Annotated in this window: 23 protein-coding genes, 1 tRNA gene and 1 pseudogene; 7 read left to right on the plus strand and 18 right to left on the minus strand. The window is 68.1% G+C overall.

The features are described 5' to 3' along the window. Window positions 1-313: pseudogene (locus IEY36_RS30845) on the plus strand (hypothetical protein); the annotation flags it as partial. Between the two features lie 402 nt (window positions 314-715). On the opposite strand, the gene IEY36_RS26340 reads toward IEY36_RS30845, so the two are convergent. Both IEY36_RS26340 and IEY36_RS26345 read right to left on the minus strand, forming a co-directional pair. Continuing rightward, entirely contained in the window at window positions 716-1,369 is a 654-nt protein-coding gene (locus tag IEY36_RS26340; RefSeq protein ID WP_188972573.1) for a CoA transferase subunit B, read from the minus strand. 13 nt (window positions 1,370-1,382) lie between these two features. Further along, a complete protein-coding gene (locus tag IEY36_RS26345) occupies window positions 1,383-2,120 on the minus strand; it encodes a CoA transferase subunit A (RefSeq protein ID WP_188972575.1) in 738 nt (245 codons plus the stop codon). 123 nt (window positions 2,121-2,243) lie between these two features. On the opposite strand from IEY36_RS26345, the gene IEY36_RS26350 reads away from it, so the two are divergent. Beyond that, window positions 2,244-2,319: transfer RNA gene (locus IEY36_RS26350), tRNA-Ala, on the plus strand. 44 nt (window positions 2,320-2,363) lie between these two features. Here IEY36_RS26350 and IEY36_RS26355 read toward each other — a convergent pair. From IEY36_RS26355 to IEY36_RS26380, 6 genes are all read right to left on the minus strand, one after another. Continuing rightward, window positions 2,364-2,735, minus strand: coding sequence for a hypothetical protein (locus tag IEY36_RS26355; protein WP_188972577.1), 372 nt, complete (start codon window positions 2,733-2,735; stop codon window positions 2,364-2,366). 2 nt (window positions 2,736-2,737) lie between these two features. Further along, window positions 2,738-4,627 carry a potassium transporter Kup gene (locus tag IEY36_RS26360; protein ID WP_229681591.1) on the minus strand — a complete coding sequence of 630 codons (1,890 nt, stop codon included), beginning with the start codon at window positions 4,625-4,627 and terminating at the stop codon, window positions 2,738-2,740. 140 nt (window positions 4,628-4,767) lie between these two features. Next, window positions 4,768-5,562 carry an amino acid ABC transporter ATP-binding protein gene (locus IEY36_RS26365; RefSeq protein WP_188972579.1) on the minus strand — a complete coding sequence of 265 codons (795 nt, stop codon included), beginning with the start codon at window positions 5,560-5,562 and terminating at the stop codon, window positions 4,768-4,770. 138 nt (window positions 5,563-5,700) lie between these two features. Beyond that, complete coding sequence (locus tag IEY36_RS26370; protein ID WP_188972581.1) at window positions 5,701-6,843, minus strand: amino acid ABC transporter permease; 1,143 nt, start codon at window positions 6,841-6,843, stop codon at window positions 5,701-5,703. 10 nt (window positions 6,844-6,853) lie between these two features. Next, on the minus strand, window positions 6,854-8,056 hold the full coding sequence (locus tag IEY36_RS26375) for an amino acid ABC transporter permease (protein ID WP_188972583.1): 1,203 nt from the start codon (window positions 8,054-8,056) through the stop codon (window positions 6,854-6,856). Window positions 8,057-8,151: 95 nt separating this feature from the next. After that, window positions 8,152-9,198, minus strand: a complete 1,047-nt coding sequence (locus tag IEY36_RS26380) for an amino acid ABC transporter substrate-binding protein (protein WP_188972585.1) — start codon at window positions 9,196-9,198, stop codon at window positions 8,152-8,154. 205 nt (window positions 9,199-9,403) lie between these two features. On the opposite strand from IEY36_RS26380, the gene lhpI reads away from it, so the two are divergent. After that, a complete protein-coding gene (gene lhpI / locus IEY36_RS26385) occupies window positions 9,404-10,345 on the plus strand; it encodes a bifunctional Delta(1)-pyrroline-2-carboxylate/Delta(1)-piperideine-2-carboxylate reductase (RefSeq protein ID WP_188972587.1) in 942 nt (313 codons plus the stop codon). A 214-nt stretch (window positions 10,346-10,559) separates the two neighbouring features. Then, window positions 10,560-12,479 (plus strand): polysaccharide biosynthesis protein, encoded by a 1,920-nt coding sequence (locus IEY36_RS26390; protein WP_188972721.1) that lies wholly within the window; start codon window positions 10,560-10,562, stop codon window positions 12,477-12,479. Between the two features lie 288 nt (window positions 12,480-12,767). Here IEY36_RS26390 and ppk2 read toward each other — a convergent pair whose 3' ends face one another. The 3 genes from ppk2 to IEY36_RS26405 all read right to left on the minus strand — a co-directional run bounded on the left by ppk2 (window position 12,768) and on the right by IEY36_RS26405 (window position 14,853). Next, on the minus strand, window positions 12,768-13,688 hold the full coding sequence (gene ppk2 / locus IEY36_RS26395; protein ID WP_188972589.1) for a polyphosphate kinase 2: 921 nt from the start codon (window positions 13,686-13,688) through the stop codon (window positions 12,768-12,770). 194 nt (window positions 13,689-13,882) lie between these two features. Continuing rightward, window positions 13,883-14,251, minus strand: a complete 369-nt coding sequence (locus tag IEY36_RS26400) for a bleomycin resistance protein (RefSeq protein WP_188972592.1) — start codon at window positions 14,249-14,251, stop codon at window positions 13,883-13,885. After that, window positions 14,248-14,853 carry a nitroreductase family protein gene (locus IEY36_RS26405; RefSeq protein ID WP_188972594.1) on the minus strand — a complete coding sequence of 202 codons (606 nt, stop codon included), beginning with the start codon at window positions 14,851-14,853 and terminating at the stop codon, window positions 14,248-14,250. The genes IEY36_RS26400 and IEY36_RS26405 overlap by 4 nt, the downstream gene beginning before the upstream one ends. Before the next feature lie 177 nt (window positions 14,854-15,030). On the opposite strand from IEY36_RS26405, the gene IEY36_RS26410 reads away from it, so the two are divergent. Then, complete coding sequence (locus IEY36_RS26410; protein ID WP_188972596.1) at window positions 15,031-16,179, plus strand: DegT/DnrJ/EryC1/StrS family aminotransferase; 1,149 nt, start codon at window positions 15,031-15,033, stop codon at window positions 16,177-16,179. Window positions 16,180-16,307: 128 nt separating this feature from the next. Beyond that, window positions 16,308-17,030 carry a DUF1194 domain-containing protein gene (locus IEY36_RS26415; RefSeq protein ID WP_229681593.1) on the plus strand — a complete coding sequence of 241 codons (723 nt, stop codon included), beginning with the start codon at window positions 16,308-16,310 and terminating at the stop codon, window positions 17,028-17,030. Here the strand turns inward: IEY36_RS26415 and IEY36_RS26420 are convergent. The 7 genes from IEY36_RS26420 to IEY36_RS26450 all read right to left on the minus strand — a co-directional run bounded on the left by IEY36_RS26420 (window position 17,017) and on the right by IEY36_RS26450 (window position 23,629). Further along, complete coding sequence (locus tag IEY36_RS26420) at window positions 17,017-17,442, minus strand: hypothetical protein (RefSeq protein WP_188972599.1); 426 nt, start codon at window positions 17,440-17,442, stop codon at window positions 17,017-17,019. The genes IEY36_RS26415 and IEY36_RS26420 overlap by 14 nt on opposite strands. Before the next feature lie 161 nt (window positions 17,443-17,603). Further along, window positions 17,604-18,014: a DUF3775 domain-containing protein gene (locus IEY36_RS26425; RefSeq protein WP_188972601.1), complete on the minus strand. Its 411-nt coding sequence runs from the start codon at window positions 18,012-18,014 to the stop codon at window positions 17,604-17,606. A gap of 483 nt (window positions 18,015-18,497) precedes the next feature. After that, entirely contained in the window at window positions 18,498-19,322 is an 825-nt protein-coding gene (locus IEY36_RS26430; protein WP_188972604.1) for an aldo/keto reductase, read from the minus strand. A gap of 8 nt (window positions 19,323-19,330) precedes the next feature. Further along, window positions 19,331-20,338 (minus strand): WD40 repeat domain-containing protein, encoded by a 1,008-nt coding sequence (locus IEY36_RS26435; RefSeq protein WP_188972606.1) that lies wholly within the window; start codon window positions 20,336-20,338, stop codon window positions 19,331-19,333. Window positions 20,339-20,477: 139 nt separating this feature from the next. Continuing rightward, window positions 20,478-21,512 (minus strand): CobW family GTP-binding protein, encoded by a 1,035-nt coding sequence (locus tag IEY36_RS26440; protein ID WP_188972608.1) that lies wholly within the window; start codon window positions 21,510-21,512, stop codon window positions 20,478-20,480. Then, window positions 21,509-22,285 carry a response regulator gene (locus tag IEY36_RS26445; RefSeq protein WP_188972610.1) on the minus strand — a complete coding sequence of 259 codons (777 nt, stop codon included), beginning with the start codon at window positions 22,283-22,285 and terminating at the stop codon, window positions 21,509-21,511. Before IEY36_RS26445 ends, IEY36_RS26440 begins: the two co-directional genes overlap by 4 nt. A 9-nt stretch (window positions 22,286-22,294) precedes the next feature. Beyond that, window positions 22,295-23,629: an aspartate aminotransferase family protein gene (locus IEY36_RS26450; RefSeq protein ID WP_188972612.1), complete on the minus strand. Its 1,335-nt coding sequence runs from the start codon at window positions 23,627-23,629 to the stop codon at window positions 22,295-22,297. A 131-nt stretch (window positions 23,630-23,760) separates the two neighbouring features. On the opposite strand from IEY36_RS26450, the gene IEY36_RS26455 reads away from it, so the two are divergent. Further along, window positions 23,761-24,924 carry a cation:proton antiporter gene (locus IEY36_RS26455; RefSeq protein WP_188972614.1) on the plus strand — a complete coding sequence of 388 codons (1,164 nt, stop codon included), beginning with the start codon at window positions 23,761-23,763 and terminating at the stop codon, window positions 24,922-24,924. Window positions 24,925-24,930 lie beyond the last annotated feature (6 nt).

The following is a 24,930-nucleotide window of genomic DNA, read 5'->3' on the forward strand; positions in this document are numbered from 1 at the left end:
GCATCTGCCGCCGGTCTCGCCGGAACTCAACCCCGTCGTGAACGTCTGGGAATTCCTGCGAGCCAACCGCCTGCCGTTCCAGAACTACGAGACCCAGGACGAAATCATCCAACGCTGCTGCGACGCTTGGAACTGGCTCACATGTCAGCCCCAACGCATCTCAAGCATCGGTTCACGGCAAACCCACACCACCAAATGCCGGGACCAAACATCTAATCGAGGCGTTGTTGTACCAGCATCGTCACGCGTTCGGATGAGTCCATCTGACCGCGATCCGGTCCAGAACCGATCCCGATCAGGTGGCGTCGCCTGATCGGGAGGCGATGCTTGCGGAGCCATGGGCGTCGAGCAGTTCCCGTGAACCAGGGCAAGCGGCGGCTGCTTTACGGGTGCCTGTCGACCACCGATCGTATTAGGGGCGCCCTGCGGGCTTCCTGGCGGGTCATTCGACCGATGCCTCGCCTCGACGCGCCGCCTCGGCATTCACCGGCCCGATCGCGCGGAAGATCCCCGGCGCCGACTAGGCTCGAGGCTCGGGCGATGTTGCCCAACGTCGCCATGCGGCGCCGGCGGTGGCGTACCGGGCGCGGCGGCGCCCGACGAGGCTGCCGCCCGGGAGCATGCCGCGTTCAGCTGCGTTCACGCCGCCTGCTCCAGGCACCGCTTGACGAGGATCTTCATGCGTTCGGACGGCTCCATCCGAACGCGATCTGCCTTAGACCGCCACCGTCAGACCAACCTCGAATGCCGCCTCGGTCTTCTCGCGCATTTCCTCGAGGCTCACGCCGGTGGCGAGTTCGCTCAGCACCAGGCGCGTCGGACCCTTGCGGGCCACCTCGAAGACGCCGAGGTCGGTGATCACCATGTCCACCACCCGCGCGCCGGTCAGCGGCAGGGTGCATGCCGACAGCAGCTTGGGCTTGCCGCCGGCGGTGTGCTCCATCAGCACGATCACCTTCTTTACGCCGGCGACGAGGTCCATCGCGCCGCCCATCCCCTTCACCATCTTGCCGGGGATCATCCAGTTGGCGAGGTCGCCATTCGCCGCCACCTGCAGCGCACCGAGGATGGACAGGTCGATATGCCCGCCGCGGATCATCCCGAAGGACTGCGCCGAATCGAAGAAGGACGAGGTCGGCAGTGCGGTAATGGTCTGCTTGCCGGCGTTGATCAGGTCCGGGTCCTCCTCCCCTTCATAGGGGAAGGGGCCGAGCCCGAGCATGCCGTTCTCGGATTGCAGTTGCACGTTGAAGCCGGCCGGCACGTGGTTCGCCACCAGCGTCGGGATCCCGATGCCGAGGTTCACGTAGAAGCCGTCCTGCAGTTCGCGGGCCGCCCGGGCGGCCATTTCGTCGCGGGTCCAGGGCATGGTCGGCGCTTCCTCAGGCCAGGGATTCGGTGCCGGCCGCGGCTGCGGCGGGGCGCTTGCGCAGGGTGCGCTGTTCGATGCGCTTCTCGTAGCCGGCCGGGCAGACGATCATACGCTTGGTGAAGATGCCGGCCGTGTGGACGTGGTCGGGGTCGATCTGCCCGGGCTGCACCAGGTGTTCGACCTGCACGATGGTCATCCTGGCGGCTGTCGCCATCATCGGATTGAAGTTCCGCGCCGTCTTCCGATAGACGAGGTTGCCCTCGGTATCGCCCATATAGGCGTGGATGATGGCGAGGTCGGCGAAGATGCCGCGCTCCATGACGTAGGTCTCGCCATCGAATTCCCGTGTCTCCTTGCCCTTGGCGACCTCGGTGCCGACGCCGGTCTTGGTGAAGAAGGCGGGGATGCCCGCGCCGCCGGCGCGGATACGTTCCGCCAACGTGCCTTGCGGGTTGAATTCGATCTCAAGCTCGCCGGCGAGGAACTGGCGGGCGAATTCGGCGTTCTCGCCGACATAGGAGCTGATCATCTTGCGGATCTGGCGCGTCTTGAGCAGCAGGCCGAGCCCCGCATCGTCGATGCCGGCATTGTTCGAGACGACGGTCAGGTCCTTCACCCCCGAGTCGCGGATCGCCTCGATCAGCAGCGCGGGGATGCCGCACAGGCCGAAACCGCCGGAATGGATCACCATGCCGTCGCGCAATACGCCGGCCAATGCCGCCGCCGCGTCTGGATAGACCTTGCCCATGGACATTTCCCCGCTCCGAACTTCCGAGGCCTTCTCCCTACCGTTCCACGCGCCGCGCCGAAAGAGGGAGTTGCCCCCTTGCGGGGTCCGTAAGTGAAGGTTATACGGCGCCCCTCTTCCCGGGGGGCCATAGCTCAGATGGGAGAGCGCTTGAATGGCATTCAAGAGGTCCGGGGTTCGATTCCCCGTGGCTCCACCACCCACCGCAGGGCGCCGTGCCGCAAGGCCGGCGCCCTTCGTGTTTCAGCCGACGCCCACGACGCGATAGGTGAAGGCTGTCCCGCCCGGCTCGGTCACCGTCACGTATTCGCCCGGCCGCATCGGGTCCGGCCCCACGTCGAAGCCAGTCTCAGGCGCGTCCGGCCCTTCGGCCGCCGCGTCGAAGAAGCGGATCGACCAGCCGTGATCCGGTTCGAACTGCACATCGCCCTCGACCGGCGCGGCACCGGGCACGATCCTCCGCGCCCGCCACGGCGCCGGGTCCTCTGCCCAGGCCTGCCCGTCCGGCCGCCCGGCGGCATCCAGGACCAGCGTGATCTCATAGCGGTGGTCGGGGCTGCCCTCTGGGAACCCGGGGCCTGCAGCCAACGCCAGCAGCACCGTGACCATCGACATGATCAGATCGCCACACGCACGCCGAGCTCGACCACGCGGTCGGACGGGATGCGGAAGAATTCCGTCGCCGGCACGGCGTTGCGCGACATGATGGTGAACAACCACTGCCGCCAGCGCGACATCTTCGGTACCGCGGCGGCGACCACCGTCTCGCGCCCGAGGAAATAGGAGGTCTGCATCGGCTCGAAGGGAATGCCGACCTCCTTCAGCGCCTCGAGCTCCTTCGGGATGTTGGGGCTTTCCTGGAAGCCGTAGCGCAGGAAGACACGATGGATGTTAGGGGAGAGTTCTTCCACCTCGCGCCGCCGCTCGGCCGGCACGGCTGGGATGCCCTCATTCGTCACGGTGACGAAAATGACGCGCTCATGCAGTACCTTGTTGTGCTTGAGGTTGTGCAGCAGCGCGCCGGGCAGGAAATCGGCCTGGCTGGTCATGAACACGGCCGTGCCGGGCACCCGGATGGTGCGCGACTGCGGCAGCCGCGCGATGAAGGACTTCAACGGCAGCCCATCCTGGCGGAAGCGGGCGAACAGCAATTCCCGCCCGCGATGCCAGGTGGTCATCATGGCGAACAGCCCGGCGCCCAGCACCAGCGGCACATACCCACCCTGCGGGATCTTCAACACATTCGAGGCGAAGAACAGCAGGTCGAGCAGCAACAGCGGCCCGAAGACGCCGACGACCAGCGGCCACGCCCAGCCGAATTGCCGCCGGAACACGATCATAGCCAGGCAGGAGGTGCAGACGAAGGTCCCGGTCACCGCGATGCCATAGGCCGCCGCCAAATTGTCCGAGGTGTGGAAGGCCAGCACCAGGATCAGCACGCCGATCAGCAGCAGCGTGTTCACCTGGGGCATGTAGATCTGCCCCTCCTCGGTCTCGGAGGTGTGGCGCACCTCGAGCCGCGGGATGAAGCCGAGTTGCACGCACTGCCGCGCGATGGTGTAGGCACCCGAGATCATCGCCTGGCTGGCGATGATGGTCGCCGCGGTGGCCAGGAAGACCATCGGCAGCCGCAACCATTCCGGCGCCAGCAGGAAGAACGGATTTTCCAGCGCGCCCGGGGTGCTCATGATGAGCGCGCCCTGGCCGAGGTAGTTCAGCATCAGCGCCGGCAGCACCAGCCACAGCCAAGCCCAGCGGATCGGCGCCCGGCCGAAATGGCCCATATCGGCGTACAGGGCCTCCGCGCCGGTCACCGCGAGCACCACGGAACCGAAGGCGACGAAGGCCAGGAGCCGATAGGCAAGGCAGAATTGCACGGCATAGTGAGGTGATAACGCGGCAAGCACCGAAGGGTTGAGTGCGATCTCGATCAGCCCGAGCACGCCGAGCACCAGGAACCAGACCGCGCAGATCGGCCCGAATACCTTGCCGATGCTGCTGGTGCCGCGGAACTGCGCGAAAAACAGGCCGAGCAGGATGACAACCGCGATCGGGATCACCGCCTTGTCGAAGGCGTCGTCCACGACCTTCAGGCCCTCCACCGCCGACAGCACGGAGATCGCCGGGGTGATGATGCCGTCGCCGAAGAACAGGCAGGCGCCGACGATGCCGATCAGGGCGACGTACCATTTCGCCTGCGGCGATTCGACGTTGCGCTGCGCCAGCGCCATCAGCGCCAGGATGCCGCCTTCCCCGCGATTGTCGGCGCGCAGGATGAAGACGACGTATTTCACCGTGACGGTGAGGATCAGCGACCAGATGATCAGGCTGAGAATGCCCAGGATCTCCCAGTGCTCCAGCCCGTCATCGGAGAAATGCAGCAGCGCGGCGCGCAGCGCATAGAGCGGTGAGGTGCCGATATCGCCATAGACGACCCCCAGAACGCCCAGCACGAGGGCCGGCGTCAGGGCGCGAGGCTTGTCGGTATCGGAAGGATGTGTGGTCACGGAGCCTCATTGCAGTGCGGCAAGGTGGCGAGTGATAGGCCCGCCGCCCCCCTGGCCGCAATCATGCCGCAATGACCATCACGCATGGCCGGAACGACGGGGGCGGCGCCTGCATCCGTCGCCTCCCCCGCCCGCCGCTCTCAGTGCCCCCGCAGAATCTGGCTGAGGAAGAGCTGCAGACGTTCCGTTTTTGGATCGTTGAACACCTGTTCCGGCGTGCCGGATTCGACCACCTCGCCGCGATCCATGAACACCACGCGGTCGGCGACCTGGCGGGCGAAGCCCATCTCATGCGTCACACAGATCATGGTCATGCCCTCGGCCGCCAGCATGACCATGGTGTCGAGCACCTCCTTGATCATCTCGGGGTCGAGTGCGGAGGTCGGTTCGTCGAACAGCATGATCTTGGGCTTCATGCAAAGCGCGCGGGCGATCGCCACGCGCTGCTGCTGGCCACCCGAGAGCTGGCCGGGGTACTTCAACGCCTGCTCCGGGATCTTGACCCGGGTCAGGTATTCCATCGCCAGTTCCTCGGCATCCTTCTTCGGCATCTTGCGCACCCAGATCGGCGCCAGGGTGCAGTTCTCCAGCACGCTCAGATGCGGGAACAGGTTGAAGGACTGGAATACCATGCCGACCTCGCGGCGGATGGCGTCCAGCGCGCGTACATCGTCCGACAGCTCGATGCCATCGACCAGGATCTTGCCTTCCTGATGCGTCTCCAGCCGGTTGATGCAGCGGATCATGGTGGATTTGCCCGACCCCGATGGGCCGCAGACCACCACGCGTTCGCCAAGCGCCACCTGCAGGTCCACGTCGCGTAGCACATGCAGCGCGCCGAACCATTTGTTGACCTTGTCGAGCACGATCGCCGGCGGGGCGTCGGTGCGGACGGAGGAGGCGACGTGGGCTACCGTTTCCAGTGCAGCGCTCATGGTATTCTCGTGTCCCAGACCCGTTGTTTCGTTTCAGGTGAAGGCCGGCACCCGCCCGCCCCGCCGCCCGGCTGCCATCCGGGGACGGGTCCCCGGATGGGGGGGCGGGGGCGCGGGGCGGTGCCGGTCATCCGTCGCTCAGCGCCGGCGGTGGCGGTTGAGGTCCGCCTCGAGGCCCTGGCTGTATTTCGACATGGCGAAGCAGAACACCAGGTAGATCAGGCCGACGAAGATGTAGACCTCGACGCCGAAGCCTTGCCAGGCGGGTTCGACGATCGCGGTCTTGCCCGCCGTCAGAAGGTCGAAGATGCCGATGATCAGCACCAGCGAGGTGTCCTTGAAAAAACCGATGAAGGTGTTGACCAACGGCGGGATCACCATGCGCAGCGCCTGCGGCAGGATGATGAAGCCGGTCTTCTGCCAATAGGACAGGCCCATCGCGTCGGCCGCCTCGTACTGCCCCTTGGGCAGCGATTGGAGCCCCGCGCGCACCACTTCCGCCAGGTAGGCGCCGGCGAACAGGATGATGGCGATCTGCGCGCGCAGCAGCTTGTCGATGTTCATGCCCTCCGGCAGGAACAGCGGGAACATCACCGATGCCATGAACAGCAGCGAGATCAGCGGCACGCCGCGGATCAGCTCGACATAGACGACGCAAAGCACCTTGATCGCCGGCAGGTTCGACCGCCGGCCGAGCGCGACCAGGATCGACAGCGGGAAGGCGAAGGCCAGGCCGAAGGTCGACAGGATTAGGGTGATCGGCAAGCCGCCCCAACGTTCCTGCTGCACGAAGGGCAGGCCGAAGACGCCGCCCCACATCAGCATGCCGATCGCCGTCAGCGTCACCATCCAGATCGGGATCAGCGTCCAGTTCCAGAAGCGCCGCATCGCCGAGACGATGAACAGCCCGATGAACAGCAGGCAGACCACCGCGGGGCGCCAATGCTGTTCGTACGGATAGGTGCCGAACAGCATGAAGCGGTGCTTTTCGGTCACCACCGCCCAGCAGGCGCCGCTGCCATGCAGTTCGCGGCAGGCCTGGGTCTGCGCCACGCCATTGGCGTTCAGCGGCACCGACCAGATGGCGTTGATGAAGGCCCAGTCCACGAAGCCCATGACGGCGCGGATGATCAGGTAGCCGAGCACCAGCGTAACCGCGGTGGACAGCCAACCGGAGAACAGGTTCTCCCGCAGCCAGGCCACCGGTCCGATGGCGCTGATCGGGGCGGCGCGATGCTCGCTGCCGCTCGTAAGCGGGGTATTGACGGTGATGTCGCTCATGGCCGGGCCCTCACCGTTCAACCAGCGCGATGCGCGCGTTGTACCAATTCATGAACAGGCTGATCGACAGGCTGATGGTCAGGTACACTGCCATGATGATGGCGATGCCCTCGATCGCCTGGCCGGTCTGGTTCAGCGTGGTGTTGGCGATCGACACGATGTCCTGGTAGCCGATCGCCACCGCCAGCGAGGAATTCTTCGTCAGGTTCAGGTAGTTCGAGGTCATCGGCGGGATGATCACGCGCAGCGCCTGCGGCAGCACGATCAGCCGCAGCACCGAGCCCGAGCGCAGGCCGAGCGCCTGCGCCGCTTCCCACTGCCCCAGGCCGACCGACTGGATGCCCGCGCGCACCACCTCGGCGATGAAGGCCGCAGTATAGGTCACAAGGCCGGTCAGCAACGCCGCGTATTCCGGGCTGATCGCCATGCCGCCCTGGAAGTTGAAGCCGCGCATCGCCGGCCAGTCGATTGTCCAGGGCGCACCCAGCGCCAGCCACACCGCGACCGGCAGCCCGAAGATCAGCGCGACCGCCGCCGGCCAGATGCGGCGCGGCTGCCCATCGGCCATCTGCAGCGCCCGCGCGTGGCGGCCATAGAGCCAAGCCAGCACGATACCCGCGACGACCGAGAGCACTGTGGCGGTATGGGCGCCCTCCCACACCAGGGAGGGCATGCGCAGGCCGCGATTGGACAGGAACACACCCTCGACCGGGTGGAAGGACTGCCGCGGTCCGGGAAGCCCCTGCAGGATGGTGTACCAGAACAGCAGTTGCAGCAGCAGCGGGATGTCGCGGATCACCTCGATGTAGAAACCGGCGATCTTGGACACCAGGAAGTTCTTCGACAGCCGCGCGATGCCGATGAAGGTTCCGATGATGGTGGCGAGAATGACGCCGATCACCGCGACCTTCAGCGTGTTCAGCACACCGACGGTGAGGGCGCGCAGATAGGTGTCGGTCGGCTCGTACGAGATCAGGTGCTCGGCGATCGGCAGCCCCGCCTCACGGTGCAGGAAGCCGAAGCCGGTCGCGATGCGGCGCACTTCAAGGTTGTGGACGGTGTTCGACCACAACCAGTAGATGATGCCGAAGACGACGCCGACGACAAGAACCTGCCAGACAATGCCGCGGATGCGTTCATCCGCCCATGACAGGCGCAAGGGGCGTTTCGGCGGTTTGCGCCGGTATCGGGGGTCGACGATTGCGTCGGACATTCGTTTCTTGCCTCACCTGTCCTGATGGCCCGCCCGATGGGCGGGGAAGCAGCGCGGGGCGAGGGTGTGCCCCCCCGCCCCGCGTATCGTTTCACTCAACGGAAGGGCGGAGCGTATTGCTGGCCGCCGGGCGTCGTCCACAGCGCGTTCGGGCCACGCTGGATGCCGATCGGCGTCAGGTGGCGCGCGAAGATCTCGCCATAATTGCCGGTGCTGGCGATGATCCGGGCGAGCCAGGCCGGATCGACGCCCAGCATCTTGCCGAGGTCACCGGTCTTGCCGAGCATGCGCTGCACTTCCGGCCGCGCGTCGTTCGCCGTCATCTGCTGCACATTCGCCGCGGTGATGCCGAATTCCTCGGCGGCCACGAGGCCGAAATGCGTCCAGCGCACCAGATCGGCGAAGGCCTGGTCGCCATGGCGGACCAGCGGGCCGAGCGGCTCCTTGCTAATCACGTCAGGCAGGATGGTGTAGGCGGCGGGATTGGCCTGCGCCGAGCGCACCGCAGCCAGACCGGATACGTCGGTGGTGAAGGCGTCGCAACGGCCGGCGACGAAGGCGCCGACCACTTCCTCCAGTCGCTCGATCACGACCGGGGTGAAGGTGACACGTGCGGCGCGCGCCCATTCGGTCAGGTTCTGCTCGGTGGTCGTGCCGGGCTGCACGCAGATGCTGGCGCCGTCGAGTTCGCGCGCCGTGTTCACGCCCAGCGAGGCCTTCACCATGAAGCCCTGGCCGTCAAAGAAGCTGATCGCCGGGAAATCGAAGCCGAGCGAGGTATCGCGCGACAGCGTCCAGGTGGTGTTGCGCGCCAGCATGTCCACTTCGCCGGATTGCAGCGCGGTGAAGCGGTTCTGAGCGGTGGTCGGCACGAAACGGACCTTGGAGGGGTCGTTGAACAGCGCGATCGCCACGGCGCGGCAGTAATCCACGTCGAAGCCGCGCCATTCGCCCCGGCTGTCCGGCTGGGCGAAACCCGCCAGGCCTGAGTTCACGCCGCAGACCAGCGTGCCGCGGGCGCGAATTGCATCAAGGGTGGGCGACCCGCCGGCCGGCTGCGCCCAGGCCGGCAGCGCCATCACCGAGGCGACGACCGCCGCGCCAAGCATGCGAAAAACGGAATGCCGCGAAACCTGTTTCATACTCGATTCTCCCTATTCATCGCGGGCACCTCCGGCGGATTGCCCGGTATTATTGCCTAACCATGAGGCATGCTGCGCCACGCGACGGCACGGATCAACGCGCAAACCATCCGTGGCAAAACTTCCGCTCTCAGGATGCAAGGCCTAGCAAATGATGGGCCGGGCGGGCAAAGCATCAGCCATCCTTGTCGCCACAAGAGGCCGCATGCTGCATCTGGACCAGGCGGCCCTGCGCCGCGCCCTGCCGTGGGATGACCTGATCGCCGCGCTGGAAGCCTTGTTCCGCGAGGGATGCGAGGCACCACTGCGCCATCGCCACACCATGCCGGGCGCGGCGGGGTCCGAGACCACGCTGCTGTTGATGCCCGCCTGGCGGGCAGGCAGTCACACCGGCGTGAAGATCGTCCATGTCGCCCCCGCCAATGCCGCGCGCGGCGCGCCGGCGGTGCATGCCGCCTACCTGCTCTCCGACGCGTTGACCGGGGCGCCGCTGGCGCTGATGGATGGCGGCGAACTGACCGACCGGCGGACCGCAGCGGCCAGCCTGCTCGCCGCGCGGCACCTGGCGCGGCCGGACAGCGCGCGGCTGCTGGTGCTGGGCAGCGGCAAGGTCGCCCGCGCCTTGGCCGAGGGCTATGCGGCCCGCTTCCCGCTCACTGACATCGCGATCTGGTCGCCGACCGCGGCGAACGCCGAACGGCTCGCCCGCGCGCTGGCGGATGATGGCCTACCGGCCCGCGCCGTGGCCACGCCCGACCCAGGTACCGCCGACATCGTTACCGCCGCCACCCTGTCCACCACACCGCTGCTGCGCGGGGCGGAGCTGCGGCCGGGGACGCATGTCGACCTGGTCGGCGCCTATCGGCGGGACATGCGCGAATCCGACGGTGCCGTGCTGGCCCGCGCAACAGTGGTGGTCGATACCCGCCCCGGCGCGCTGGCCGAGGCCGGCGACATCGTCCAGGCGATCGCCGAAGGAAGCTTCTCCGCGGCGGCGGTGGTCGCGGACCTCGCCGAGCTGTGCCGCGGCACGCATCCCGGACGCCGCTCGGCCGGGGAGATCACCCTGTTCAAATCGGTGGGCTGGGCGGGGGAGGACCTGGCGGCGGCGGTGCTCGCCTTCGAGCGGTCGCGGCCGGCGCGCTGACGGGGCCACGGACGGGCCTCATACCAACGGTCCTGTAACGTGAACGGTGGAACGGAAAGCTCCTCTCCGCCTTCACTCAGCGCCGTATCGGCGCCGCCATGGCCGATGTTTCCGACTGCCCCGCCGCCGGTATCGCGACGCCGGGCTTCGATCCGCACGCGCGAAATCCGTCTGAAGGCTGGCCGTCGGGCCGGTGGCGCCCTATAGCCGCGACATGGCCCGCGGCCCGTCCCTTCGTATCCTGCTGAACCTCGCTCTCGACAGCCTGTTGGCGCTGGCTGCCCTGCCGGCGGCGATCTGGGCCGCCGCGCCCGGCGCCTGGCCGCCGCCGCTCTGGTGGGTGGGCGCGCTGCCTGGCGCGGTGCTTGCCCTCGCCCTGGCCGGAGCGCCGCTGCGCCTGCCGCAGCAATATTGGCGTTTCGTCGGCCCGCGCGACCTGATGGCGGTCGCCGGCGCGGCGGTTGGCGCCGCCATCGTCTTCGCGCTGGGCCTGCATCTGCTTGGCGCCTGGCGGCCGCCCAATGACGCCTTCGTGCTGATCCATGCCGCGACGCTCGGACTGCTACTGGCCGGCGGGCGCGTCGCCAGCCTGTTGCAGGCCGCCCGCCATGCCGGCGATGCCTCCCCCGACGCGCAGAACGTGCTGCTGGTCGGCGCGGCGGAGGGCACCGACCTGTTCCTGCGCGCCCTCTCGCGCGACCGCCGCGCGCCGTACCGGGTGACCGGCATCCTCTCCCTGCGGGCGCGCCAGGCGGGCCGGCGCATGCAGGGCCACGCCATCCTGGGCACGGTCGAGGAGATCGAGACCGTACTCGACACCCTGCGCGCCGAGGGTCGGCTGCCGGCGGTGATCGTACTCGCGTCCAGCCTGTCCGGGCCGGTGCTCGAATCGCTGCTGGATGCCGCCGACCGCCATGGCGTGCCGGTGCGCCGGGCGCCGGCGCCGACCACCCTGGCGCCGGCCGGCAGTGGCGAGGGGCGGCGGGTCGAATTGCGGCCGGTGTCGATCGAGGATCTGCTCGACCGGCCGCAGGTGGCGCTCGACCGCGAGGGCATGGCGCGGCTGGTGCAGGGCCGCCGCGTGCTGGTGACCGGCGCGGGCGGGACGATCGGCGGCGAGTTGGCGCGGCAGGTGGCGGCGCTGGGGCCGGCCAGCCTGACGCTGCTCGATCATGGCGAATACGTGCTGTACGAGATCGACCTGGAATTGCGCGAGAAGCACCCGGAGGTGGTGCGCCGCGCGGTGCTCGCCGATGTGCGCGACGAAGCCCGCATCCGCCGGTTGTTCGAGGAAATCCGCCCCGAGCTGGTGTTCCACGCTGCCGCGCTGAAGCATGTCCCGATGGTCGAGAACGACCCGCTGGAAGGGCTGCTGACCAATGCGCTCGGCACCCGGATCGTGGCGGATGCGGCGCGGGCGGTCGGCACCACGGCGATGGTGTTCATCTCGACCGACAAGGCGGTGAACCCGACCTCGGTGATGGGCGCGTCCAAGCGCCTCGCCGAGATGTATTGCCAGGCCTTCGACCGCGAGGCCCGCCTGGGCAAGGACGGTATGCGCTGCATCACGGTGCGCTTCGGCAATGTGCTGGGGTCCACCGGGTCCGTGGTGCCGCTGTTCCGCCGGCAGCTCGAACGCGGTGGACCGCTGACCGTCACCCATCCCGACATGCGCCGGTATTTCATGACGGTGCGCGAGGCGGTGGGGTTGGTGCTGCAGGCCAGCGTGGTCGGCACGACCGACCCGGCCGACGGGCCGCCTGAACTCGCCGAGGGTGGCATCTTCGTGCTCGACATGGGCGAGCCGGTGAAGATCGTCGATCTCGCGCGGCGCATGATCCGGCTGGCCGGGTTGCGGCCGGATGAGGATGTCGAGATCCGCTTCACCGGGCTGCGCCCCGGCGAGAAGCTCTTCGAGGAATTGTTCCACGGCCAGGAACCGCCGCGCCCGACCGCCTTCCCGGGCCTGTTGGTGGCGACGCCGCGCACGGCGGATGCCGCGCTGGTCGGCCGCGCCATCGACGAGATCGCGACGGCGGCGCGGGGCGGGACGCCGCGGGTGGCGCTGCAACAGCTCGGGCGGCTGGTGCCGGAATTCGAGCACGCGCCGGAAGGGACTGTGGCGACGCGGTGAGGCCGTTGGCGAGGGGTCGTTGAAGGTCGGATTTGACCTGCGTGGCGAAGAGGACCGAGAGGGTTTCTGGACACCAATGCCTGACGCCGGGCGACGCCGTCAGAATCAGCGCCGAACACCACCTCGGCGCGCATCGCGCGGCATGGCGAAGCAGGTTGGCCGCCCTGCCCAGCGCCAACAGATGGCTTTCCAAATGACACTGTCATTTGGTGGGGTGCTTTGGAGGGGCGACGCCCCTCCAATGTCCGTCCGCGACGCCGGCTGTACAGGCCGTCTGGCCGCGAGAGGTCAGTACCGATCCGGCACGTACAGCTCCCTTGGCAGGGTCGCCCGTTCGTAGTCCGGGTCGAACACGCGTTCCGGCAGCGTCACCGGTTCGTGCGGCACTTCCTCATAGGGGATGGTCGACAGCAGGTGCGCGATGCAATTCAGGCGCGCGCGCTTCTTGTCGTTGCCTTCCACGATGGTCCAAGGCGCTTCGGGGATGTTCGTGCGCGCGAACATCTCTTCCTTCGCCTTGGTGTACTGCTCCCAGCGCACGCGCGACTGCAGGTCCATCGGCGAGAGCTTCCACTGCTTGATCGGGTCGTGGATGCGCATCAGGAATCGAAGCTGCTGCTCCTCATCCGTGATGGAGAACCAGTACTTCACCAGGATGATGCCGGAGCGCACCAGCATGCGCTCGAACTCCGGCACGTCGCGGAAGAAGTCCTCGACTTGCCGTTCATCGGCGAAGCCCATCACGCGTTCGACGCCGGCGCGGTTGTACCAGGACCGATCGAACAGGACCATTTCACCCGCCGCCGGCAGATGCGGCACGTAGCGCTGGAAATACCACTGCGACCGCTCACGATTCGTCGGCGCCGGCAGGGCAATGACGCGGCAGGCGCGCGGATTGACGCGCTGGGTGATGCGCTTGATCACGCCGCCCTTGCCGGCGCTGTCGCGGCCCTCGAACAGCACCACCAGCTTCAGGCCCTGGTGCTGCACCCAGTCCTGCAGCTTCACCAGCTCAGCCTGCAGGCGCAGCAGTTCCTGGAAATAGAAGCCGCGGTCGAGTGTGCTCTTCTTCCGCTTGGCCAGCAGGGCCCGCAGCTCGAGCGGGATGCGGCCGTCATCGATCTCGTTCTCGAGTTCCTCGTCGAAATCATCCTCGAGTTCGATCTGCATCCAGGACCGCTCGTGGGGGTCCTTGGGGTCATCGGTCATGCCCTGCTCCGTCCTGCGTCAGTGGCGGGACTGCTAACGGGTCCGCGCGAAACGCGGATGACAGTTTTGCGACGAATGCGGCATGTCGCGGATGAGAGGTGACGCAAGGTTGAGGGGCGCGCCCCTCAAACTCCCCGGCAGGAAACTCAGTTTCCTGCACCTTCGGGCGATTTCTGCGAAATCGATTCCGGAGATCAGGCTGGTTCAGGGTATTCCTGGGGTGAACAACCAAAGCGCAGCAAATTGCCGTGCGAGTCGAGAATGGCGAATTCCCGCATGTTCCACGGCTTCACTTCGAACGCCGAAAGCCCTGGCACGCCACGCGCCACATTCTCTTCGAACAGCGCCGGGACCTGGCCGCCACGGATGTAGCAGGCGGTGTTCTCGGGATGGATGCGGTCCGGCGCGAGCCAGAAATGCAGTTCCATCGCGTCACGCCGGACGATGGCGTAGTCGCCCATCGCCTCCCCCTCAAAGCCGAGCTGGTCGCGGTAGAAGGCGAGCGTCTCCGCGATGTCGAGCGAGGCCAGGATCGGGATGCAGCGCGCCGGGTCCGCCGTCACGACACCTCGCCCGGCACCCAATGGCGCGCGACTCCGGTCGGGTCCACCGACCGCGCCAACGGCCGGTCCGCATCCGGCGTGCCGACATAGATCCAGCCCAGCAGCGCATCCGCTTCGGCGAAACCGAGTGCCTGCTTCACCGATTCATCGCGCAACGCCCCCGAAGACAGCCACACCGCCCCGAAGCCTTGCGCATCCAATGCGTTGAGGAAATTCATGATCGCCGCCGCTGCCGAGGCCTCCTGTTCCCAGGACGGCACGCCGGGCCGATCATGGCGGATCGCCGCTCCGGCGGCGACCACCATCGGCGCGCGCAAGGGCTTGCCGCGCTCGATCTCCAGCCGCTCAGCCGGGGTCTCCGGCGCGCGTCGTGCCAGCGACCCGGCCAACAGCTCGCCCAAGGCGACCCGCGCCACGCCCGACACGAAGACGAAGCGCACCGGCCGCAGCCCGCCATGGTCGGGCGCCCGCAGCGCCGCCGCGATAGCGAGGTCGAGCACCGCCTGGCCTGGCGCCGGGTCATGCAACAGCCGCGGCGGCACCGAGGCACGGTCGAGCAACGCCGTCAGGGCTGGCGGTAGGACAGGAAGGGCGTCGGGCATGATCTCTCCAGCCATCAATTGCGAATCGTTCTTAACAACAATATAGTCACGCCGCGCGGCCACCACCACCACCCTCCGGGCTGCTGCGTTGCACAACGACACCAAGGGTGATTTCGCCCGACGCGGCGACCGGGTCTAAGACGCAGCTCACCGATTTCCGTGAGGCTTCGAGGAAGCATGACCGCCCCCATCGCGCTGTTCGACGTGAAGGCCCAGCAGGCGCTGATCCGCGAGGATCTCGACCGTCGTATCGCCGCCGTGCTCGACTCCGGCCGTTTCATCAACGGCCCCGAGGTCGCCGAACTGGAGGAAAAGCTCGCCACCTTCGCCGGCTGCGCCCATGCGGTCGGCGTCTCCTCCGGCACCGACGCGCTGCAGATCGCCATGATGGCCGAAGGCATCGGCCCCGGCGACGCGGTGTTCCTGCCGGCCTTCACCTACACCGCGACCGCCGAGGTGCCGCTGGTGCTGGGCGCCACCCCGATTTTCGTCGATGTCGAGGCGGCGACCTTCAACATCGACATTGCCGACCTCGAGGCCCGCATCGCGGCGGTGAAGAAGGACGGGCGACTCAGGCCGCGCGCCGTGGTCGGCGTCGACCTGTTCGGCCTGCCGGCCAATTGGACGGCGATCGAGGCGATCTGCGCCCGCGACGGCATGTTCGCCCTCGATGACGCAGCGCAGGCCTTCGGCGCCTCGCTCGGCAACCGGCGGCTGGGCTGCTGGGCGCATGCGACGGCGCTGTCCTTCTACCCGACCAAGACGCTCGGCGCTTATGGCGATGGTGGCGCGCTGCTCACCAACGACGCGGACCGCGCCGAGCTGTACCGCTCGCTGCGCACCCATGGCGAGGGCAAGACCCGCTATGCGGTGGATCGTACCGGCATGAATGGCCGTCTCGACACGCTGCAGGCGACCATCCTGCTGGCCAAGATGACGCTGTTCGAGGGCGAGCTGGCCCAGCGCAAGCGCCTGGGCGCGGCCTATGACGCCGCCCTGTCCGGCCATGTCGGCGTGCAGGCCACGCCTGCCGGAGCGGAGAACGCCTATGGCCTGTACACCATCCGCCTGCCGGATGCGGCGACGCGCGCCCGCGTGCAGGCGGCCCTGAGCGAGCAGAAGATCGGCAGCGGCATCTATTACCCCAAGCCGCTGCACCACCAGCCGGCCTATGCCGCGCATCATGCCGGCTGCATCGCCGGCGGCCCGGCGCCGCTGCGGGTCAGCGAGGCCTTGTGCGGCCAGGTGCTGTCCCTGCCGATGCACCCCTACATGTCCGAGGCGGATGCGACGCGGGCGGCCGCGGTGGTTATCGGGGCGCTGTAGGCGGAGGCCGGGCGGCTTGCCAGTGCCGGGAAGCCGCATTGAACGGCCACGCCGACGCGCCTCCACGGAAATCTTGAACATCGCCGCCGCGCGGTCGCAGGATGGGCCTTCGAGCCGATGAGGTTCCGATGCGCCGTAGGACCCTGCTGACCGCGGCTGGTGCCGTGGCCCTACCCATTCCGCATCCGGCCCGCGCCGAGGATGCCGTCGATGTCGCCCTGGTGCTGGCGGTGGATGTCTCGCGATCGATCGACGCCGACGAGGCACGGCTGCAGCGGGAGGGCTACCGTAGCGCCGTGTCGGACCCGGTGGTGGTCGCCGCGATTCGCGGCGGCATGTTGGGCTCGATCGCCATTGCCTATGCCGAATGGGCCGGCATCGAGTACCAGCACACCGTCATCCCCTGGCGGCGCATTGCCACCCAGGCGGAAGCCAATGCCTGGGCGGCCGAGCTTGACGCCGTGCCGCGCAACTCGCTGTCCTGGACATCGATCTACGGTGCCATTCGCCATGCCCGCGAATTGCTGGCCGAATGCCCGTGGGAGGCGACGCGCCGGGTGATCGACGTCTCGGGCGACGGGGTGAACAATTCCGGCCCGCCGGCGGACCAGCAGCGCGATGCGGCGGTGGCCGAGGGCATCACCATCAACGGGCTGCCCATCATCAATGACCGCCCGACCTTCGGACGCCTGCCGCCGGTGCCGCTCGATGACTATTACCGGGAGAATGTGATCGGCGGCGATGGCAGTTTCATGATCGTCGCCGAGGATTTCGAGAGCTTCGGTGTCGCCGTGAAACGCAAGCTGATCCGCGAGATCGCCGCCCGCCCCGGGGGTGTTATTCCGGCGTGACCTCGTGCCGCTCGACCAGGCGCATGCAACCCTGCACGACCGGCGCACAGGCGGAATTCTGCGACATCGGCAGGTCGGAGGAGGCGGAATAGCCGATCCGCGTCACCTTGTTGCCCACCAGTTGGAAGGTGACCCGGCAACTCGACCCGGCGGAGACGGACAGCGAGCCGCCGATCACCGGCACCGGCGCCGAGACGCCGGCCGCCGGCGGGGTGCGGTCATAGGTCCAGAACTCGCCGCCGGCCGACTGCGCCGTCAGGTTCGGCACGCCGGCGCACAACCGAAGATCATCCGCGCGCAGGCCGATGAGCTGTTCGCGGCCATCCTCGGCGGTCGCGGAATCGCGGGCCGAGCAGGTCGTCAGAACCAGGGGCAACAACAGCAACGGCAATAGACGAGGCGGCAACGTCATGCCTGCGGCTCCATGGGAAAGCGTGCGGCGCGGCCGGTCGTTCCGGCCAGCGCCCTATGCTGCGTTTCGTCCCCGATGTCGCTGAAGGCCACGCCACAGGACCGGGCGGCCGCCCGGTCAGATAGCGCCTTATCCATCGTCAAGGCCAGTGACAGCTGGTTTCAATCCGTGTCCTCGAGCGACAGGCCAAGTTCGTCCAGCCCTTCCTCGAGAATGTCCCCTAGCGATTCAATGCCGAGCAGGTACTCGGCCGGGTCGCGGATGTTGCGCTCCTTCGCCAGGGTGCGCGCCTCCTCGAATTCGTCGCCGGTGTAGTCGCCGCGGCCGACCCAGGCGAGAGCGATCAGCGAGGCCTGCTCGTCCTCGTTCAGCTCGGCGATGAAGGCGCGCAGCGCGTCCTCATCCATGTTCTCGTCGTCATCGGCGTCGAGGCCTTCCTCATCCTCGTCGTCGCGCGCCAGGGCGCCGCTTTCCTCGCTCTCCTGGACCGCGCGGGCGGCGTCGGCGATCGCCGCGACGGATTCCAGGCTGATGCCGAGGTCAAATTCTTCGTCGTCGTCGCGCTCGGCCATGGGCTCGTTCTCCGGGTTGGTCGGAACCGGCGCAATCAAGCATGGGTGGGTGGGAGGGTTCCAGCCATGGCGCGAATATTTGCGCGGCGGGGGTGGGCGGCGTGCCTCGGGATGATTGACGGGGCGGCACCCCATGCGCCCGAAGGTTGGAACCGGAAAGGGGCTTTGCCCCTCTCCGAACCTCACCCCACCAAAGGCTTAAGGCCTTTGGAAACCTCACACCTGGCATTGGGCAGAGCGGGGATTTCGCGGGCGCGGAACGCCCGCCCTGCCCGTGACGAGGCGTCTTGCCAGGCACAATGCCCGGAAAGACTCTTCCGTGTCGGAAAGACCGTTGGCCCCAATGCCAATCCAGGATGTTCATAGGCCCTTGGGCCGATGGGCTCCCATCGGCGCTGCCGTACAACGTCATTGGGTACCCGTGGCGGGGCAGCTTGGACGGGCACAGCACCCTTCCAGCCTTCATTGCATCGGGCGTCCGCGTCAGGCCGCCCACTCCGGCGCAAAATCCGGATTCACCAGCCGCCGGTCCTTCGGCAGCGCGGCGATGGCCGTGAGGTCCTCGGCATCGAGCGTCAGCGACGCTGCAGCGAGGTTCTCCTTCTGCCCCTGCGCGCGGCCCGATTTCGGGATCGCCACCAGCTTCGGCTGCGCCATCAGCCAGGCAATCGCCACCTGCACCGGCGTCGCGCCATGCTTCTTCGCAATAGCCTGCATCACCGGGTCGTCATTCACCTGCGCCTTGGCGACCGGCGAATAGGCGGTCAGCGCCAAGTCATGCTCGCGGCACAGTGCGGCGAGCTTTTCCTGCCACAGATAGACGTGGCATTCGACCTGCAGGCAGGCGATCGGCGCGATGCGCAGGTCCAGCGCCTGCTTCAGCAGGCTGGGCGGGAAATTGCAGACGCCGACGGCCCGCGCCAGCCCATCCGTGCGCAGCTGCGCCAGCGCGGTGAGCGAGGCGGCGAGGTCCATCCCCTTGGCCGGCCAATGGATGTGGATCAGGTCGGCATAGGGGGTGCCTAGCCGCTTGAGCGAGGCCTCGGCCGAGGCCCGCAGTGCGTCCGGTGCGAGTTCCGTCCACCACACCTTAGTGGTGAGGAAAATCTCCTCCCGCCTGATCCCCGAGGCGGCGATGCCGGCGCCGACCGCTTCCTCATTGCCATACATCGCGGCGGTGTCGATGTGGCGATAGCCGAAGCCGATGGCGTCCTCGACCGCCGCGCTCGCCTCCGCCCCGCGCAGTTGCCAGGTGCCCAGGCCGATGCGCGGGATGGTGAGCAGGTTGGTTTCGAGGATCGGGGTCATGCGGCGTCCTATCGCTTCGAAAGGTCGATGAGGCCGGCGAAGCCGCCCTCGGTGCCGAAGGCGAGGTGCGAGCCGACCCCGTTCCAGGCCAGCGCCGAGACCGCCGAACCGCGCGGCGCGGCCACCGGCACGACGCGGCCGGAACCGACCTCGGCAATCAGCACCAGCCCGTCATCGAAGCCGGCGGCGACCACTTCCTGGGTTGGGTGGCAGGCGACGGTGGTGCAGATCACGCCATCGCCGCCGGCGAGTTCGGTCGGCGCCTTGCCCATCGGCCCGCCGCCGAAGAAGGGCCAGAGCACGACGCAATCGGCCCCGGCCGTCGCCAGCCAGCGCCCCTTGGCGGTGAAGGCCATCGACTTGGTCTTGGACGGATAACCGGCCATGCGCATGTGCTGGCCATCGGCAAGGCGCCAGCCATGCAGCGTATTCTCCTGCATGGTGGTCACGACATGGGTGCCGTCCGGGCTGATGGTCACGCCGGTATGGCTGCCCTTCCATTCCAGCAAGCGCGGGGAGCTTTCCTTCGCGCCAACGAACCACAGCGAGGCGCCGTTGTAATGCGACGCGGCGATGCGCTTGCCCTTCGCATCGAAGGCGATGCCGGTGACGGTGGACGGATGCGCGAGCGACTTCAGCGCCGCGCCCTTGCCGTCGAGGATGTGCACCGCCTTGCCAACGGCGGCCGCGCGCAGGCCGGACTCGTGGGCGGCGACCTGGTCCACCCATTTGCTGCCATAGGTCGCGACCCCGCTCGCGGTGCCGTCAGGGTCGATGCGCATCAGGCGGCCATCGTCGCCGCCGGTCAGCACGCCGTCCTTGGCATCGGCGCAGATCGACAGGCAGGCGCCGTCATGGGCGGCGACGGTCTGCCAGCCCTCGGCCAGGCGGACGGTGCCGTCGCCCAGAGCGAAGGCGCAGCTGCGGCCCTCGCGGCCGAAGGCGACGCCGATGACCCAGGCGCCGAGGTCCTGGGCGTCGCCACGGGATTCCAACAGGAAATCTGTGTCACTCATGGGTAGCAAGGTCGGGGGAGTGAACTCCCCCGAACCCCCTCCTTTTTCTGTCTATTGGCACTGGCCCCCGCCGTCAGTTCCCAACGGATAGAAAAAGGAGGGGGGGCGGGGGGAGTTCTCTCCCCCCGGTTCGTCCGGCTCATACCGGCGCGGGGCTCCAGCGCGCGATCTCCGCCTGGATCTTCGATTCATCCTCGCCCGCCTGGCACGCCTCGAAGCCGCGCCGCAACCAGGGCCGGTTCAGGTCGCGCCCGATAAAGACGATCTTGGATCGCTTCGGATCGCCATCCTTCACCTCGCCGATGAAGTCGCCATCGGCGATCATGTGCACCGCCTGGAAGGCGAAGCGGCGACTGTCATCGGCGTAGTACAGGATCCCCTTGGTGCGCAGCAGGTCCTGGCCCTTGGAGGCCAGCACCTGGGTGATCCAGGCATTGAAGCGCTCCGCGTCGATCGGCTTGTCGACCTCGAAGGAGACGCTGTTCACTTCGCTGTCATGCTCGTGATGGTCGTCGCCGGAGAGGAATTCCGGCTCGCGCTCGAGGATGCGGGCGAGGTTGAAGGCGTCGCGGCCGATCACGCTGTCGATCGGCACATCCGACTTGGTGGCGCGGCGGATCTCGGCATAGGGGTTGATGCCGCGGATGCGCTTCTCGACGATGTCGGCCTCCTCGGCCGTCACCAGGTCCATCTTGTTCAGCACGATGATGTCGGCGAAGGCGATCTGTTCCTGCGCCTCGGTGCTGTCCGCCAGCCGCGCCAGCAGATGCTTGGCATCCACCACGGTGACGATGGCATCGAGCTTGGTCGCACGCTTCACATCCTCATCGACGAAGAAGGTCTGCGCGACGGGAGCGGGGTCAGCGAGGCCGGTGGTCTCGAGGATGATGCCGTCGAACCGGTCGCGCCGCTTCATCAGGCTGCCGAGGATGCGGATCAGGTCGCCGCGCACGGTGCAGCAGATGCAGCCGTTGTTCATCTCGAAGACTTCCTCGTCGGCATCGACGACGAGGTCGTTGTCCACCCCCAGCTCACCGAACTCGTTGATCACCACGGCGAATTTCTTGCCGTGGTTCTCGGTCAGGATGCGGTTGAGCAGGGTGGTCTTGCCGGCACCCAGGTAGCCGGTCAGCACGGTGACGGGCACGGGTTCACGGGCGGTGGTGTCGCTCATGGGGACTCTCCGGATACTGTATCGCTTGCCGCCCATATGGGGTCCGCGGCGGCGGCATCCACCCGGTCGCGGCGCAGGGCGACCCGGGCGGCGACGATGGCGGACAGGAGGGGGAACAGGAAACGCCGCCCTTCCTCGGGACTCTCGGCCATGCGGCGCGCCGCGGCGGCGGCGGCGATGGCACCGATGCCGTCCATCGCGGCCGCGACCGCCGCCCCGGCGCTGGCATAGGCCTCGGCCTCGCCGCCATCGCGGAACAGCGCCACCAACAGCGTGCCAGGGACGGCCAACGCCTCGTCCTCGAGGGCTTCCAGCGCCGCCGGGCCGTGGTCCTTGCGCAGGGCGGCGCGGGTTTCGGCGTCGAGCACCGGTGGCGGGGTGCGCTGGCGCGTTGCCTGGGCCAGCGCGGCCACCAGTTCTTCCGGCGAGAAGGGACGGATCAGCAGGACGTCGAATCCCGCCTCCATCGCGTCGTCCTCCTCGCCACGGCGCATGCCGCCTGAGGTGCCGACCAGCGGCAGGTCGGCCTGCGGCGGCAGCCGGTCGCGCAGCCGCTGCGCCGAATCCTGGCCGTCGAAGCCGTCGCCGGCGAAGGCCATGACGACGGCCTCGATCTCCTCGCGCAGCAGCAGGTCCTCGGCGGTCTCCCAGTTGGTGACCGGCAACACCTCATGGCCCGCCTCCTCCAGCATGGTCAGCGTCACCACGCGCGAACTGGCCAGGGGGTCAACCAGCAACACGCGCAGCTTGCGGGGCGCCTCCGACTCCGACATGTGGCGGCCTCAGGCGGCTTCGGCGCGGATCGCGTCGGTCAGCGTACCGACGATGCGGTCGATATGCGGCTTCTCGACGATCAGCGGCGGGGAGAGCGCGACGATATCCGCCGTCACCCGCACCAGCACGCCGGCGTCGAAGCAGCGGCGGAACACGTCCATCGCGCGCGAACCCGGCTTGCCGGCGCGCGGGGCGAGTTCGATGCCGCCGATCAGGCCGAAGTCTCGGATGTCGACGACGTTCGGCGCGTCGCGCATCGAATGCATGGCGTCCTGCCAATACGGCTCGATGGCCCGCGCCCGGCCGGGCAAGTCCTCGGCCTGGTGCAGCTGCATCGTCGCGATGGCGGCGGCGGCGGCCAGCGGATGGCCGGAATAGGTGTAGCCGTGGAAGAACTCGATGCCCCCTGCGACGCCCTGCACCACCGCGTCATAGACGCTGTTCTTCACCGCGACGGCGCCCATCGGCACGGCGGCGTTGGTCAGGCCCTTGGCCATGGTTATGATGTCCGGCACCACCTCCAGCCGCTCGGCGCCGAAATTGGTGCCCAGGCGGCCGAAGCCGGTGATGACCTCGTCGAAGATCAGCAGGATGCCGTGTTTGTCGCAGATCTCGCGCAGGCGCTTGAGGTAGCCGACCGGCGGCACCAGCACCCCGGTGGACCCGGCGACCGGTTCCACCATCACCGCCGCGATGGTCTCCGCGCCATGCAGCGCGACCAGGTTTTCCAGCACATCGGCCAGTTCCGCGCCGTGCTGCGGCAGGCCGCGGCTGAAGGCGTTCTGCGCCGGCAGATGGGTGGAAGGCAGATGGTCCACATAGGGCAGCAGCGCGCCGAACTGCTTGCGGTTGCCGCCGATGCCGCCCACGGACATGCCGCCGAAACCGACGCCATGATAGCCGCGCTCGCGCCCGATCATGCGCACCCGGCCGGCCTCGCCGCGGGCGCGGTGATAGGCCAGCGCGATCTTCAGCGCGGTGTCGGCGCTCTCGGACCCCGAATTGGTGAAGAAGACGCGGTCCATGCCCTCGGGCGTCATCTCGGCGATGCGCGCGGCGGCCTCGAAGGCGATCGGGTGGCCGAGCTGGAAGGTCGGCGCGTAGTCGAGAATCGCGGCCTGCTTCTGGATCGCTTCCTTGATCTCGACGCGGCCATGGCCGGCATTGCAGCACCAAAGGCCCGCCGTGCCGTCGAGGATCTCCTTCCCCTCGGGCGTGTAGTAGGACATGCCCTCGGCGCGGGCGAGCATGCGCGAGGTGTCGCCCTTGAAGTACTTGTTGTCGGAAAACGGCATCCAGTAGGCGTCCAACGAATTCGGACGCGGCACGTTGATCTCGTTCATCAGGGGCTCCGGCGGCTCGGCAGGCGGGCAAACAACACCTTGCGGCGCCCGGGGGCAAGCGGCGGGTCTTGCCGGGCACCCGAAAACATTGCCCGATGGGCCCGGCGGACGGGTGGGGCACGACGGCGCGCATGGCCAATGTCGATCTGGTGAGCGTGGTGGCCGTCTTCGCCGCGATGACGGCGGCCGCCGGCGTGCCGGCCGTGTTGCCGCGCCTCGGCATCCCGGGCGTGGTGCTGGAGATCGCCGCAGGCGTGGTGATCGGGCCGCAGGTGCTGAACCTGGTGCATCCCGGCCCGATCGTCGTGACGCTGTCCACCCTGGGCCTGTGCGTGCTGTTCCTGCTGGCGGGGTTCGAGGTGGATCCCGACGTGCTGAAGGGCCGCCCGCTGCGGCTGGCTTGGCGCGGCTGGGCGCTCTCGGCAGTGCTGGCGGCCGGGGCCGGCTTTGCCCTGGCGGCGGCCGGGGTCATCGAAGCGCCGATGTTCACTGCTCTGGCGCTGACCACCACGGCGGTCGGCGCGCTGCTGCCGATCCTGCGCGATGCCGGGCGGCTCGGGCCACCCTATGGGCCGATCATCCTCGCCACCGGGGCGATCGGCGAGGCGGCGCCGCTGATCGCGCTATCCCTCATCCTGGCCGGCGCGACCGGCGCGGTGGGCCAAGCGTTGATCCTCATCGGTTTCGCGGTCGGCGCGGCAGCGGCGGTGATGGTCGCGGCGCGCACCACCCATGGGCATTTCGCGGCGGTCGTGGCGCGCAGCATGGGCAGTTCCGGGCAATTCCCGCTGCGGCTGGTGCTGCTGCTGATGGTGCTGCTGATCGCGCTGTCGGAGGAACTGCGCATCGACCTGGTGCTCGGCGCCTTCGTCGCCGGGGCGGTGGTGCGCGCCGCCCTGCCGCACCACCAGCATGAGGCACTGCTGACACGGCTGGATGGCCTCGGCTACGGCTTCCTGATCCCGATCTTCTTCATCGCCTCCGGCGTGCGGCTGGATGTCATGTCGCTGTTCACCGACATGCGCGCCCTGGCCATGGTGCCGGTCTTCGCCTTGCTGATGCTGGTGGTGCGCGGCCTGCCGGTGCTGCTGCTGGCGCGCGAGGACCTCGACGCGCCGGCCCGCCAGGCGCTGGCGCTACATGCCGGCACGCAATTGCCGCTGGTGGTCGCCATCGCCGCCATCGCGGTGCAGGGCGGCGTGATGCCTCCCTGGCAGGCCGCCAGCCTGATCGGCGGCGGGGTATTGACCATGCTGGTCTATCCGACGCTCGGCCTGAGCCGCCTGGCGCGGTAGCCGACT

The organism is Neoroseomonas lacus (assembly GCF_014644535.1).
GTDB lineage: Bacteria > Pseudomonadota > Alphaproteobacteria > Acetobacterales > Acetobacteraceae > Neoroseomonas > Neoroseomonas lacus.

What these genes read in the sequence shown, in the direction of transcription:
- IEY36_RS26340 (WP_188972573.1), bottom strand. Translation starts at nt 1,369, where the DNA reads ATGCCCTGGACCCGCGACGAAATGGCCGCCCGGGCGGCCCGCGAACTG.
- IEY36_RS26345 (WP_188972575.1), bottom strand. Translation starts at nt 2,120, where the DNA reads ATGGGCAAGGTCTATCCAGACGCGGCGGCGGCATTGGCCGGCGTATTG.
- IEY36_RS26355 (WP_188972577.1), bottom strand. Translation starts at nt 2,735, where the DNA reads ATGTCGATGGTCACGGTGCTGCTGGCGTTGGCTGCAGGCCCCGGGTTC.
- IEY36_RS26365 (WP_188972579.1), bottom strand. Translation starts at nt 5,562, where the DNA reads ATGAGCGCTGCACTGGAAACGGTAGCCCACGTCGCCTCCTCCGTCCGC.
- IEY36_RS26370 (WP_188972581.1), bottom strand. Translation starts at nt 6,843, where the DNA reads ATGAGCGACATCACCGTCAATACCCCGCTTACGAGCGGCAGCGAGCAT.
- IEY36_RS26375 (WP_188972583.1), bottom strand. Translation starts at nt 8,056, where the DNA reads ATGTCCGACGCAATCGTCGACCCCCGATACCGGCGCAAACCGCCGAAA.
- IEY36_RS26380 (WP_188972585.1), bottom strand. Translation starts at nt 9,198, where the DNA reads ATGAAACAGGTTTCGCGGCATTCCGTTTTTCGCATGCTTGGCGCGGCG.
- lhpI (WP_188972587.1), top strand. Translation starts at nt 9,404, where the DNA reads ATGCTGCATCTGGACCAGGCGGCCCTGCGCCGCGCCCTGCCGTGGGAT.
- IEY36_RS26390 (WP_188972721.1), top strand. Translation starts at nt 10,560, where the DNA reads ATGGCCCGCGGCCCGTCCCTTCGTATCCTGCTGAACCTCGCTCTCGAC.
- ppk2 (WP_188972589.1), bottom strand. Translation starts at nt 13,688, where the DNA reads ATGACCGATGACCCCAAGGACCCCCACGAGCGGTCCTGGATGCAGATC.
- IEY36_RS26405 (WP_188972594.1), bottom strand. Translation starts at nt 14,853, where the DNA reads ATGCCCGACGCCCTTCCTGTCCTACCGCCAGCCCTGACGGCGTTGCTC.
- IEY36_RS26410 (WP_188972596.1), top strand. Translation starts at nt 15,031, where the DNA reads ATGACCGCCCCCATCGCGCTGTTCGACGTGAAGGCCCAGCAGGCGCTG.
- IEY36_RS26415 (WP_229681593.1), top strand. Translation starts at nt 16,308, where the DNA reads ATGCGCCGTAGGACCCTGCTGACCGCGGCTGGTGCCGTGGCCCTACCC.
- IEY36_RS26420 (WP_188972599.1), bottom strand. Translation starts at nt 17,442, where the DNA reads ATGACGTTGCCGCCTCGTCTATTGCCGTTGCTGTTGTTGCCCCTGGTT.
- IEY36_RS26425 (WP_188972601.1), bottom strand. Translation starts at nt 18,014, where the DNA reads ATGGCCGAGCGCGACGACGACGAAGAATTTGACCTCGGCATCAGCCTG.
- IEY36_RS26430 (WP_188972604.1), bottom strand. Translation starts at nt 19,322, where the DNA reads ATGACCCCGATCCTCGAAACCAACCTGCTCACCATCCCGCGCATCGGC.
- IEY36_RS26435 (WP_188972606.1), bottom strand. Translation starts at nt 20,338, where the DNA reads ATGAGTGACACAGATTTCCTGTTGGAATCCCGTGGCGACGCCCAGGAC.
- IEY36_RS26440 (WP_188972608.1), bottom strand. Translation starts at nt 21,512, where the DNA reads ATGAGCGACACCACCGCCCGTGAACCCGTGCCCGTCACCGTGCTGACC.
- IEY36_RS26445 (WP_188972610.1), bottom strand. Translation starts at nt 22,285, where the DNA reads ATGTCGGAGTCGGAGGCGCCCCGCAAGCTGCGCGTGTTGCTGGTTGAC.
- IEY36_RS26450 (WP_188972612.1), bottom strand. Translation starts at nt 23,629, where the DNA reads ATGAACGAGATCAACGTGCCGCGTCCGAATTCGTTGGACGCCTACTGG.
- IEY36_RS26455 (WP_188972614.1), top strand. Translation starts at nt 23,761, where the DNA reads ATGGCCAATGTCGATCTGGTGAGCGTGGTGGCCGTCTTCGCCGCGATG.